The organism is Clostridia bacterium, assembly GCA_028698525.1.
In the GTDB taxonomy this organism is placed as follows: Bacteria; Bacillota; Clostridia; order JAQVDB01; family JAQVDB01; genus JAQVDB01.
Window position 1 is genome coordinate 1 of sequence record JAQVDB010000059.1, and the last position, 11855, is coordinate 11855.

The following is an 11855-nucleotide window of genomic DNA, read 5'->3' on the forward strand; positions in this document are numbered from 1 at the left end:
TAGTAAAATAAGAATAAAATGAAACAGTACCATAAATATCGTTTTCACAAATACCGGTTTTTTGGGATATTCGCTCCTGTACAGAAACCGGAATAAAACCAAGTAATTGCTGAATCTCTTCTAACATCAGAATTAACTTAGCTGGACAATTATATTTTCCTATTATAGCATCCAATTTTTTCAACTGTTCTTGGCTAAAATTATAACTTTCTAAACTTCTGCCGGTATCCATCCCTTAGCCTCCTTAATATTATTAAATTTTAATCTAGTATAATCTGCATAGGATATGATTGTTAATTAATTAACATCTTCATCATAAAGTATACGCCTCATTTCGTTTTTTTCAACTTATTTCTACAAAATATGATACAGATTAGATAGATGGGATTTTTTGCGTGAAATGAGCGATATAGCGAATCTCATAGAACAAATACCTTATATCTATTATGGTTGATGTTAACAATTATAGGAAATATTTGTATGGTAATATGTTAATATTTTCACATTTTGTGTATTATATGCTCAAAACAAAAAGACATCGTATTCTCATTAAAAATGAAATAATACTTAAAGAGAATACCCTGTTCATCTACCACCAAAGCAGGGGTGGTCATGACTCCATAGGCTACAATATCTTTAAAATCAGTTACTTTCTCTATAGAGGCTTCAATGCCTAACTCTTCTACCGCCTTTCTCACATTAGCCTCTAGCTTCTTGCACTTCATGCATCCAGAACCTAAAACTTTTATAACCATACTCAAAATCCTCCCTTATTTATATGAAAATATATCAGCATAAATTGGTATACCTACCACTGTTGCCAATAAAACTGCAAAAGGATTGTCGTGTCCTACTATTCTTTCAATCACAGATTGAGGAATCCAATTGTGTATCGCAGCTCCAATACCCACTCCAAGCAATATATATAACCACACAGGGAATGTAAAAAAACTTTGCAAGATTATTGATAAAGTGTTGACAAAAATGTTTAACTGTATATAATATATATATACATAGTATACATAGTATACACAGCATACAATATATACACATTTTGTTTAACACCGGGAGGATTAAAATGAAAATTATTATATCCAATTCTTCAAATGAACCTATATACAATCAAATATCAAATCAAATAAAAGCCTTGATTTTAAAAGGGGAACTAGAAGAAGGGGCGATGCTTCCATCTATAAGGAGCCTGGCCCGAGATTTGCAAGTAAGCGTTATAACTACCAAAAGGGCCTATGAAGAGTTGGAAAAGGAAGGATTTATAGAGAGCGTTCAGGGTAAGGGTTCTTTTGTAGCCAGTCAAAACAAGGAGATCATTAAAGAGAAAAAGCTCAAGATGATTGAAGAAAAACTAATTCAAGTAGTAGATGACAGCCGATTGCTGGGTATCGATTATAAAGAAATACTGGAAATGCTTAAAATTTTGTTTGAGGAGGCATAAATATGGAATATATTTTAGAAGTTGAAAATCTGACTAAAAAGTACAAAAATTTTACATTGGATAATATAAGTTTTAAACTGGAGCCGGGATATATCATGGGGTTTATCGGTCCCAACGGAGCCGGAAAAAGTACCACCATTAAATTGATAATGAATTTGATTAAAAAAGACGGTGGGGAAATAAAGATATTTGGAAAAGACTATAGAAAATATGAAAAACAGGTGAAAGACAGGATAGGCTTTGTTTATGATGAAAACTATTATTATCAAGACCTGACAATTAAACAGATGAAGAATATAGTTGCCAGTTTTTATTCAAAATGGGACGATGACATATTCAATAAATATATGGATGACTTTGAGCTCAATCCAAAAGCCAAGATCAAAACCTTATCCAAGGGAATGAAAATGAAGTTTTCTTTGGCAATAGCCCTTTCCCACAATGCGGATTTGATACTGATGGATGAACCCACCTCTGGTTTGGATCCGGTGTTTAGAAGAGAGATACTGGATATATTGTACAGCATAATTCAAGATGAAAACAAAAGCATATTCTTTTCCACCCACATAACTACCGATCTGGAAAAGATAGCAGATTATATCACTTTTTTAAACAAAGGCAAAGTAGTATTTTCAGAACCTAAAGATGACGTGCTGGAGAGCTATAAAATAGTAAAAGGAGAAATAAACCTTTTAAATCAAAGTACAAGGGAAAACTTCATAGGTTTAAGAGAAACCCAGGTAGGTTTTGAAGGGTTGACAGATGATGTAGGTAAAATAGAAAAATTACTCGGGAATAAGGTTTTGATAGAGAAAGCCACCCTGGAAGATATAATGGTTTATACCGCAAGGAGGTAATTTTTATGTTAGGTCTGATCAAGAAGGATTTTTCAGTAGTTTTTTCCAGCAAAAGTACGATAATATTTTTACTGTTGTATATACCTCTTCTATTGTTTGTTGTGGATTCATATCAATCGGACTTCATGTACATGGCGATATTGTTTTTTTACACTTATATGTTTGTTATAACACCTTTTTCCTATGATATAACATATAAGACGATATACATGATGAATTCGCTTCCTATAACGAAAAAAGAAACAGTTGTCTGCAGATATTTGTCTGTTTTTATATACTTTATATTGTCTATAGTTTATTCAACTGTATATCTATGGATAATCAATGTATTAGGTATAAGTGATGTGGATTATTTTAATTTAGGAATGATAAAAAAAGTGTTGCCTATTATATTAGTCTCTATATCGGTAATATTTCCAATATATTTAAAGTTTCCCTATAATATAGCTAGAATCGCACAAATAATGATAGTTATGGTATTTTTCATCTTTTTAGCAAATCCATATATAATGAATAGATTAGCACCTGTTTTGAATGTTAACATGTACATTGCATCTTCAATTTTATATGTAATTTCTCTTTTGATATCCATAAAATTATATGAAAGCAGGGATTGGTAATATCATGATTGCTCTGATAATTAAAGACTTAAAACTCTCAATAAAAATGAATTTTTTCACAATAATTTATGGGTTATTTGTTTCTTGCGTGGGGATTTCTCTTGCTCAACACCTGTTAGCTGATACAATGTATATACTTTCTATTGTGATAATGGTATTTATAATGACGATATATACGAATGGATTTGAAGACAGATACAATACCCAGATAGTGCTCAACAGCTTCCCTATAAACAGGGACAATATAGTAATGGGAAAATATCTTACACTGATGGCTTATATAATTATCAATTGTATCGTTATATTTGTATTTACTAACATCTTAAAGGCAGCCGGATTTGCCCAAGGCAATACTGTAAGCATATTGAATTTGATAATAGCCGGATGCATATGTCTTGTATTTTATTCTGTTTATTATCCATTTTATTTTAAGTTGGGAGAAGGCATTAGAACCTTTAACCAAGTATTATGGGCCATGATGTTTATACTTCCCGCAGCAATATCAAAAATAGGAAAAAAGATGGAAAGCAATGGGATGTTAGTAGAAATCTATAATAAATTATCAACCTTAAATTTATATAGTATAGCCTTGATAGTTTTAATATTAACCCTTGTGATGTTTTATACATCTCTTCAAATCTCTAAAAAATTATATAGAATGCGAGAGTTTTAATAAGCAAAACTCTCGCATTCTATATAATTTGATTTTTATTGTGATAAATCAGGAAATCTCTTTAAATGCTCTAACTCAAAAATCCATTCAGGGGTTATTAGTTTTTTAGCATCTTTTAGTGAATACCATGGACTTATACTTGTATCGTTGGGATTGATAAGTATTTGAGTTTGTTGGGCCGGCATATAGGATTGTGCAAGCATGAATATCTTTTCATTATCATCGTTCACTGCCATATCAACTACTATAACAGCATGACCCGGATTCCCACCTATAATGAATACATCACCTATTTCCATTTCCTTCACATCTATAGGTTTCAATTCCTTTTCTAAAGATGCTGTACCTGCATAGGCCATCACCATATCCATATATTTTCTAAAGTCTTGATAGGTATTGGATGGCTGTGTAGCTTTATAATAACTTACATTATTGCCTTCAACTTTTATCCTGTATCCTTCCATCCATTTTTTGTATTCTGCTTTAAAACCTGATACAAAACTAAAGCTGATATCCTGATATCTGCCTATAGAGTAAAGGTACTCCCCCCTTAAAAGCATGATAGCATCTGCGCATTGATGAAGATCCCTATCTCCAATTTCTACATCTATGACACTATCATAAATCCCTTTCGCATTCTTTTCTCTGCCATCATAATATAAAACTTTTTTTCCATAAGGTTTTAACTTTTGATTTCTCAAAAACTCCCCAAAGCTGTTTTCTGCAACCTGCAATCTAGTATATCCTTCAGGTACAAAATATCTTTTCTCTATAGTCATCCCTTCGGGATTAATTATTCTTTTCAGATCTTCTGCTTCCCCATGTGCATTATTCTCTTCAGATAAAATCCGCCCTAAGTATCTTGTATTTTTATTCGCCAAGAAAAAATAATCTATTATAGTTATAATGACTGCACTAACTATAACCATCATCATAATTAAACTAATTCGCCTAATATTCTTTTTCAATATTTATCCTCTCTTCATTTTGTTCTCATTACAAATCTATTAAGTCAAAGGAACACTTGTATCATCATAATCATTTACAAGTGATACCCCTAACTGGTTATAAGTCTTCAAATGCTGGGTAAGGTTTGTGTTTTGTAGTTTTATTAGATCGCTATAATCTCCATAGTGCTTTATAATTTTAGAAGCAAGCCCCCTTATCTTTTTGCCTGTTACAGGCATTGTACAGTATTCCTCAATAGAGGGAGAAAATAAATTTCCGTCCTGTGCCTGCTCATATTTTTCAAGAATATACTCGTCATTTTCATCTTTGACATAGGTTATAGCTACAGGAATAACACTGCCGCCAACACTTTTTAATTCTTTTCCGAACAGACGGTAAATGCTATCGTACACCGTCGCGAAAACTTTAAGCTTGTTCTCTTGCTTATAACTTCCGTGAAGATGTACGGCAGGAACTAAAAAACCTCCTTCTTTACGATAACCACTGTTCTGTGAAAGTTCGGTATCATAGACGAGCTTCAGCACAGGATCATCCCCTGAATACTTGAAATCAGGCAATCTGATCTCTTGTCCCATATTATCAAGCTTGCCCTCCAGCATTTGCAGCAATAGATATGCCCCAAAATTATGCTTTTCTAAAAACTCCAATCCGTTATTTTTCTCTAAATGAATTGCATATTCCTTATACTCATCATACCATTCTTGTCCTGTTGTTACATCCAGCGCAAGATCATCTTTTGCAAGTATATTACGGCAAACCGCCATCATCAAATGACCCTTTAGGCTTGTTTGCCCTCCTTGCTCAAAGATATTGAAACAATAAACTAGGGCACTATCACCATAGCTTACAATTTCGTCGAATACCTTTTGGTTTGCTGCGATATAGTCACTTGGGTTAGATGAATTTTTAGGGCTTTTTATTAATTTTTCAAAAAGCGTATCAAGAGTAGGTCTGGTATAAATCTTAGCAGGACCATCTACACCACCTACGTGTGATATACTATCAGGGGATGATAGGTCTACATCTTCATCTTTAGGATTGGACATAAGCCCAACACAAACTGCAACAACAGCGACAACAGCAATCACCACCACCAAAAACACTGGCTTTTTGTAGTTTAAAATATTCTTTATCCTACCTTTTGTATCATTTTCACCGAATGCAAGGGGGCACCCGCCTACAATACGCCTACCTGTAGAAAGAGCCAGTAATGATGAAGAATAATCCTTTTTAATATCGCTGCCCAGCTGCTTGATTACGCTTTCATCACAGGACAGTTCCATATCCTGCCCCATAAGAAAAAACGCTACCCAAACAAGAGGATTAAACCAATGAACACACAACACTAAAAAGGCAAAAGGTTTGATGAGGTAGTCAAGCCTTTTGATGTGTATCTGTTCATGCTTTATAATATAAGGTTTTTCATTTTGAGAAAGCCCTATTGGAAGATAAATTTTTGGTCTGATGATGCCAAATACGAAGGGTGTCTCAATTATATCCATCTCATATACGTTGTCTTTGATATGCCTTGCATATTTGACTCTGCTATAAAGCTTAACACTTGTTACAATAAAATAGATAAGTAAAACTACAATACCAAATATCCATACAGCTTTGCCAACAGCCATCCAGATTTGTAGCGGATTTGCACTTTCACCGATAGTTGGAGCCGGTAGCAAGTTGTTTACAGTTTGGTCAATCGCATTAAGGCCACTTTGTATTTGAGGCCTTTGCTGATATACGATATGTTGAGGTATAGTATTTTTATTGATAGGGATCAAACTGAAAATGCTCTCGAATGAAATTGGGCATATAAGCCTAAACAACACTACAGACCAGAGGGCGTAAGAAAAAACTTTAGGAACTTTTTTTAAAAACAACCGGGCTATGATAACAATAATAATAGCATAGCTAGCTGTCACACTCATATTCAGCATCTGTAAAAACAATTTATCCAAACCTATCCCTCCTTGTGTTCATCGATCAACTTTTGAAGCTCGTGGATTTCCTTATCGTTCAGCTTTCTATTCCTTGTAAACGCCGCCAAAAATCTTGGCAGTGAACCGTCAAAAGTTTTTGCCACAAATTGTTTGCTCTGTTCAGCATAGAATTCATCTTTGGTTACGAGGGCAGACACAGTACCGCTCCTGTTTTTAAAAATTTCTTTTTGTTCAAGGCGTTTGAGCATAGTATAGGTAGTGGATTTTTTCCAGTTCAACTCCATCTCACATAGCTTAACTAAATCAGGTGAAAGTATAGGCTGATTCTCCCAAATAATATCTGCAAACTTTGATTCCGCTTTGGTCAGCCGGTATTCACGCATTGAAATACAGCTCCTTTCAGTCTACAACATTTAAACTTTTATATTTATAGTCTACACACTGTAGATTGATTTGTCAATACACTACTAAAAAAATTTTAGCACATATCATGACATAGCCATTCATCTGGATAACTCCTTATCTAGCCAGTTAAGCATTATGTTGCTCAAAATCTAAAAAGGAGAACCAATATCAATCTGGTTCTCCTAATAATGCTATCGTTTTAACATTTTAGACACTTTTTACTTATATGTCGATACATTGTATTGACTTCAGGATTTTTATCCCCAAACATCTCAAGGATTTCATCAATTATAGTCTTCCTATCTATGCCTACTTTTTCTCTATTTTTGATATGTTGATAAGCTCCAAACAATGTGGAAGGCCCAATCTCTGATGAAAAGTGGCCTATACCTTGATTCCATGCAAATAAAGCAAATAGATCATCTAAAGCGGAATATAATGGTTTAGGCCCTTTTTCTTTTAGTATTTACATATAATTTGTATCAATTATAAAACATTTTTATATCATCATCAACATTGGTTATTCCACCGATACCAAAATTCTCAACCAATACATTTGTAACATTAGGTGACAAGAAAGCCGGCAATGTTGGACCTAAATGTATATTTTTCACACCGAGATATAGCAATGCCAATAATACTGTAACAGCTTTTTGCTCATACCATGAAATATTATAAGCTATTGGTAGTTCATTTATATCCTCTAGTTCAAATATTTCTTTCAATTTAAGAGCGATCAATGCTAATGAATATGAGTCATTACACTGTCCTGCATCTAATACTCTTGGAATGCCTCCTATATCCCCTAAATCAAGCTTGTTATATCTATATTTTGCACATCCTGCTGTTAAAATAATTGCATCTTTTGGCAATTTCTTTGCAAATTCTGTATAATATTCTCTACTTTTCATTCTTCCATCACAGCCAGCCATTACAAAGAACTTCTTGATAGCACCTGATTTTACTGCATCTACTACTTTATCTGCAAGACTAAACACTGTATTGTGAGCAAACCCACCCACAATTTGGCCTGTTTCAATTTCGGTCGGTGGTACGCATTTTTTAGCATGTTCAATTATTGATGAAAAATCTTTTTCTTTTCCTTCTTTTCTATCGGAAATATGTTTTACCCCTGGAAATCCAACTACTCCTGTTGTATAGACTCTGTCTTTATATGAATCTTTTGGCGGTACCAAACAATTTGTTGTCATCAAAATTGGACCATTAAAGCTTTTAAATTCTTTATCTTGTTTCCACCAAGCATTTCCATAATTTCCTGCAAAATGACGGTATTTTTTAAAAGCAGGATAATAGTTTGCCGGCAACATTTCACCATGAGTATATACATCTATCCCTGTTCCTTCTGTTTGCTTCAATAATTCCTCCATATCCTTCAAATCATGCCCACTTATTAGGATGCCTGGATTATTTCTGACCCCTATATTTACTTTAGTGATCTCTGGATTTCCATATGTGAAAGTATTAGCCTCATCAAGCAATTTCATAGCTTCTACACTATATTTGCCCGTCTCCATTGTCAATGCAACTAAATCATCAACAGTTGAGCTGTCATCTAAAGTGCTTGCCAATGCTTTTTGCATAAATGCAGATACTTCTTTATTGACATAGCCTAGAATTTGCGCATGTTCTGCATAAGCAGCCATACCCTTTACTCCATATGTGATAAGTTCTCTCAAAGACCTTATATCTTCATTTTCAGTAGCCAGTATTCCTATTTTTTCAGCCTTCTCGTCAAATTCAGTTTCGCCTTTAGGTGACCAAGTTGCTGCATCATGAAGATCTTCTGATATCTCCCCTGACTCATTTATAATTTGATCCCTTACTTCATCTCTTATCAACAATCCTTCTTTAATTTTTTTTACAAAATATTCTCTGTCAAAATTTACATTTGTTATAGTTGAAAAAAGGCTATCCACGATAAACTTGTTTGCTTTTTTATTTTCTAATCCTAATTCCCTTGCTTTTGTGGTACATACAGAAATACCTTTAACTACATAGATCAATAAATCCTGCATATTCGCCACATCATCGGTTTTTCCACACACTCCTCTTACAGTACACCCTGACCCTTTAGCTGTTTCCTGACATTGATAACAAAACATACTCATAATGACACCCCTTTATTTAATATTTTTGCAACTGAATACATTGGCAAATACAAACTAAAGATCATACTTTAAATTTCCTTTAAAATCACTTACTCTTTTACTCATCATATATTGCCTAAATTCTTGGTTTAATTTTTCAGGAATCCCTCCGAAGATACAAGTTTTAAAAGCACATTTTTCACAATTCATCGGACATCCTTCAACCCTTATCGGTCCTTCGATGGCTTGGTATATATCCAATAATGTAATTTCACTTGCTTCTTTTAAAAGAGTAAATCCTCCCTTTGGTCCTCTTACTGAACGAATATATCCTGCCTTCACAAGTTGCTGTAATGTCTTTGCTAAATGAGCTTCAGACGCTCCTATTATTTCTGATATTTTTTTTGCATTTACTAATTGTTTATCTTTCGCTGCAATGATTAGAATACTATGCAACGCTAGTGAAACCATTTCTGACATATGAAATATATTTGCCAACATTCATCCCCTCTTTCATTTAGATATTATAATACCTAAATACTTAAATGTCAAGATAATTATGGAAATCTTATTTTAAAATTTGATAAAACACTGCAATAAAAATAAAAGGGAGCTTAAATCATTGCAAATGATGAATTCAAGCTCCCTTTTATTTCGAGCATACACCAATAATTTTTCTACTTTTGAATAGTAGTAATTATTTTAAATAGGTCTATCAATACATCCTTCTCCTCTTTTGGCACGGAAATAAAATTTTGCAAAAACACGGCATACCCCTTTTGATATTCAATTTTTTCCCATTGTATCAAGGAGTCTTGCCCTGATCCTGCAAAATATGACCACCTTTTCCCAAAACTTTTTGCGAACCAAAGTTTTGTACCAGAATAAAATGAGGTAATGATATTAGATATATTTTTAAATGATGTTTCTAAATCTTCAGCTTGAAGTGCTTCTTGAAAACAATGCACTGTCATTTTTTTAAAATCATCATCAAACATATACATCACGCTGACCCTGTTCAATCAGTTTAAGTTTGTTTTTAACATATTCTCTTCTTTCCGGACTCTCTCTTTCAAATACCTCAAGCTGTTTTTGTATGGCTCTTTCACCAATTTCCTTTGTCTCTTGAGAGGCATAATCAATAAGATATTCCTTAAAAGTCAATACAGCATTCGGCATACAATATTTATTTACAAATCCTGGCTTTGCAAGGGACATAAAATGATCACCGGTTCTACCAGCTCTATAACCTGCTGTACAAAAAGACGGTATACATCCAAAACCGCACACTTCTCTGATGACCTCATCCAAAGATCTTATGTCACCTAAATGAAACTGTTCTTTCTCCGGGATGTATCCTTTTGCTGCCTTTGCATATCCACCGATTCCTATTCTTGAACCAGCATCTATTTGTGATACACCTAGAGGTATAACTTCTTTTCTGATCTCCGGACTTTCTCTTGCAGTTAGTATCATCCCTGTATAGGGAACAGAAAGGCGAATGATTGCAACAAGTTTTTTAAAGTCTTGGTCTGAAACTTTATATTTCGATTGCTGTATAAAGGGTGTATCTAATGCAGGCTCGATTCTAGGAAACGAGATAGTATGAGGCCCTATACCTCCAAATGTCTCTTCAAGGTGTATAGTGTGATATAAAAGACCCATTACTTCAAATTTCCAATCATATAGACCAAAGAGAGCACCTATGCCCACATCATCGATTCCCGCTTCAAGGGCTCTATCTAAACCGTAAATTCTCCATTGATAATCACTTTTTTTATCTCCCTTTGGATGTATTTTGCCATATGTCTCATGGTGATAAGTTTCTTGGAAAATCTGGAATGTACCTATCCCCACTTCATTGAGCTTTCGGTAACCTTCAACAGTCATAGGTGCTGCATTTATGTTTACCCTGCGAATTTCACCATTGCCCGATGTAGTATCGTATACTGTTCTAATGGTTTTAGCAATAAAATCTGCATCGTACATAGGATGTTCACCATAAACAAGTATTAACCTTTTTTGACCATTGTTTTCAAGGGCTATAACTTCTTCTCTTAATTCATCCATTGTAAGAGTTTTTCTAACAATAGATTTGTTGTCGCGCCTGAAACCACAATATAAACAATTATTGATACATTTATTTCCGATATATAGTGGTGCAAAAAATACTATCCTGTTTCCATATACCTTTTCTTTTATTTCCCTCGCAATCAAAAACATTTCTTCAAGCAAATCTTTATCTTGAATTTGAAGAAGTCTTGCTGTTTCTTCAGGTTCTAACCTGACCAGTTCCTTTGACTTTGCAAAGATCTCTTTAATCTCTGCTTTTTCCGGGTTTTTCCCTTCCTCTAAAAACTTGATAATCTCCTCATCATTAATAAAGTCTTTCTTTTTAGACATCAAAAAAACCTCCCTTTTAATTAAATATTTTATGGAGGTTAAAAAAAGCATATTGATTTTAACCTCCTCAATCTCAGAATATATCCAAGATTTCAGAATAATATATACAAATACAGCACCTTAAGGTCGGTAGTATTTACCTACCCATCAGAATTCTGTATTTCCATCTTTATTTTATCACTATCATAAATCATTTACAATATAGATTCGCTGTTACTGGTTGAATCGCTAAATGCAAGTTAAAATGAAACACTTTTTTATCTCTGTTAAAATGTATTGCTCTTCTCCCCTAGGGGAGAATTTTTTTGCTTTTTACTATTATGCGCACTTTTTTAATTCTTCTTCAACTACTTCACTGGCGCTTTTTCCATTCAATATTTTTCGCGGATATGTATTTAACCATTCTTGAATCTCTAAAATTTCTTTT

The 11855-nt window shown here is 33.7% G+C and carries 13 protein-coding genes and 2 pseudogenes; 4 read left to right on the plus strand and 11 right to left on the minus strand.

Features of this window, described 5'->3' with window-relative positions:
- From PHP06_08725 to PHP06_08735, 3 genes and pseudogenes are all read right to left on the minus strand, one after another.
- Positions 1 to 232 (minus strand): NAD(P)H-dependent oxidoreductase subunit E (locus tag PHP06_08725; protein ID MDD3840639.1); only part of this gene is annotated, 232 nt, incomplete at its 3' end.
- A gap of 268 nt (positions 233 to 500) precedes the next feature.
- Positions 501 to 755: a thioredoxin family protein gene (locus PHP06_08730; GenBank protein ID MDD3840640.1), complete on the minus strand. Its 255-nt coding sequence runs from the start codon at positions 753 to 755 to the stop codon at positions 501 to 503.
- 27 nt (positions 756 to 782) lie between these two features.
- Positions 783 to 935, minus strand: a pseudogene (locus tag PHP06_08735) (permease).
- Positions 936 to 1078: 143 nt separating this feature from the next.
- On the opposite strand from PHP06_08735, the gene PHP06_08740 reads away from it, so the two are divergent.
- From PHP06_08740 to PHP06_08755, 4 genes are read left to right on the plus strand one after another with little or no spacing between them, the layout of a single operon-like run.
- Complete coding sequence (locus PHP06_08740; protein ID MDD3840641.1) at positions 1079 to 1453, plus strand: GntR family transcriptional regulator; 375 nt, start codon at positions 1079 to 1081, stop codon at positions 1451 to 1453.
- A gap of 2 nt (positions 1454 to 1455) precedes the next feature.
- Positions 1456 to 2310 carry an ABC transporter ATP-binding protein gene (locus PHP06_08745; GenBank protein MDD3840642.1) on the plus strand — a complete coding sequence of 285 codons (855 nt, stop codon included), beginning with the start codon at positions 1456 to 1458 and terminating at the stop codon, positions 2308 to 2310.
- 5 nt (positions 2311 to 2315) lie between these two features.
- Positions 2316 to 2930: an ABC-2 transporter permease gene (locus PHP06_08750; protein MDD3840643.1), complete on the plus strand. Its 615-nt coding sequence runs from the start codon at positions 2316 to 2318 to the stop codon at positions 2928 to 2930.
- A gap of 4 nt (positions 2931 to 2934) precedes the next feature.
- A complete protein-coding gene (locus tag PHP06_08755; GenBank protein MDD3840644.1) occupies positions 2935 to 3603 on the plus strand; it encodes an ABC-2 transporter permease in 669 nt (222 codons plus the stop codon).
- 35 nt (positions 3604 to 3638) lie between these two features.
- Here the strand turns inward: PHP06_08755 and PHP06_08760 are convergent, their stop codons facing one another.
- From PHP06_08760 to hydG, 8 genes and pseudogenes are all read right to left on the minus strand, one after another.
- Positions 3639 to 4382 carry a DUF4846 domain-containing protein gene (locus PHP06_08760; GenBank protein MDD3840645.1) on the minus strand — a complete coding sequence of 248 codons (744 nt, stop codon included), beginning with the start codon at positions 4380 to 4382 and terminating at the stop codon, positions 3639 to 3641.
- A 228-nt stretch (positions 4383 to 4610) separates the two neighbouring features.
- Positions 4611 to 6530 (minus strand): M56 family metallopeptidase, encoded by a 1920-nt coding sequence (locus PHP06_08765; protein MDD3840646.1) that lies wholly within the window; start codon positions 6528 to 6530, stop codon positions 4611 to 4613.
- Between the two features lie 2 nt (positions 6531 to 6532).
- On the minus strand, positions 6533 to 6895 hold the full coding sequence (locus tag PHP06_08770) for a BlaI/MecI/CopY family transcriptional regulator (GenBank protein ID MDD3840647.1): 363 nt from the start codon (positions 6893 to 6895) through the stop codon (positions 6533 to 6535).
- Positions 6896 to 7116: 221 nt separating this feature from the next.
- Positions 7117 to 7350: pseudogene (locus PHP06_08775) on the minus strand (hypothetical protein).
- 49 nt (positions 7351 to 7399) lie between these two features.
- Positions 7400 to 9046 carry a hydroxylamine reductase gene (gene hcp, locus PHP06_08780; protein MDD3840648.1) on the minus strand — a complete coding sequence of 549 codons (1647 nt, stop codon included), beginning with the start codon at positions 9044 to 9046 and terminating at the stop codon, positions 7400 to 7402.
- 54 nt (positions 9047 to 9100) lie between these two features.
- Positions 9101 to 9526 carry an Rrf2 family transcriptional regulator gene (locus tag PHP06_08785; GenBank protein MDD3840649.1) on the minus strand — a complete coding sequence of 142 codons (426 nt, stop codon included), beginning with the start codon at positions 9524 to 9526 and terminating at the stop codon, positions 9101 to 9103.
- Between the two features lie 176 nt (positions 9527 to 9702).
- Positions 9703 to 10023, minus strand: a complete 321-nt coding sequence (locus PHP06_08790; protein ID MDD3840650.1) for a hypothetical protein — start codon at positions 10021 to 10023, stop codon at positions 9703 to 9705.
- Positions 10016 to 11428, minus strand: a complete 1413-nt coding sequence (hydG, locus tag PHP06_08795; protein MDD3840651.1) for a [FeFe] hydrogenase H-cluster radical SAM maturase HydG — start codon at positions 11426 to 11428, stop codon at positions 10016 to 10018. Before hydG ends, PHP06_08790 begins: the two co-directional genes overlap by 8 nt.
- Between the last annotated feature and the right edge of the window lie 427 nt (positions 11429 to 11855).

Coding starts and splice junctions, on each gene's coding strand:
- PHP06_08740 (MDD3840641.1), top strand. CDS start 1,079: ATGAAAATTATTATATCCAATTCTTCAAATGAACCTATATACAATCAA.
- hydG (MDD3840651.1), bottom strand. CDS start 11,428: ATGTCTAAAAAGAAAGACTTTATTAATGATGAGGAGATTATCAAGTTT.
- PHP06_08785 (MDD3840649.1), bottom strand. CDS start 9,526: ATGTTGGCAAATATATTTCATATGTCAGAAATGGTTTCACTAGCGTTG.
- PHP06_08750 (MDD3840643.1), top strand. CDS start 2,316: ATGTTAGGTCTGATCAAGAAGGATTTTTCAGTAGTTTTTTCCAGCAAA.
- PHP06_08745 (MDD3840642.1), top strand. CDS start 1,456: ATGGAATATATTTTAGAAGTTGAAAATCTGACTAAAAAGTACAAAAAT.
- PHP06_08755 (MDD3840644.1), top strand. CDS start 2,935: ATGATTGCTCTGATAATTAAAGACTTAAAACTCTCAATAAAAATGAAT.
- PHP06_08730 (MDD3840640.1), bottom strand. CDS start 755: ATGGTTATAAAAGTTTTAGGTTCTGGATGCATGAAGTGCAAGAAGCTA.
- PHP06_08790 (MDD3840650.1), bottom strand. CDS start 10,023: ATGTTTGATGATGATTTTAAAAAAATGACAGTGCATTGTTTTCAAGAA.
- PHP06_08770 (MDD3840647.1), bottom strand. CDS start 6,895: ATGCGTGAATACCGGCTGACCAAAGCGGAATCAAAGTTTGCAGATATT.
- PHP06_08760 (MDD3840645.1), bottom strand. CDS start 4,382: ATGACTATAGAGAAAAGATATTTTGTACCTGAAGGATATACTAGATTG.
- hcp (MDD3840648.1), bottom strand. CDS start 9,046: ATGAGTATGTTTTGTTATCAATGTCAGGAAACAGCTAAAGGGTCAGGG.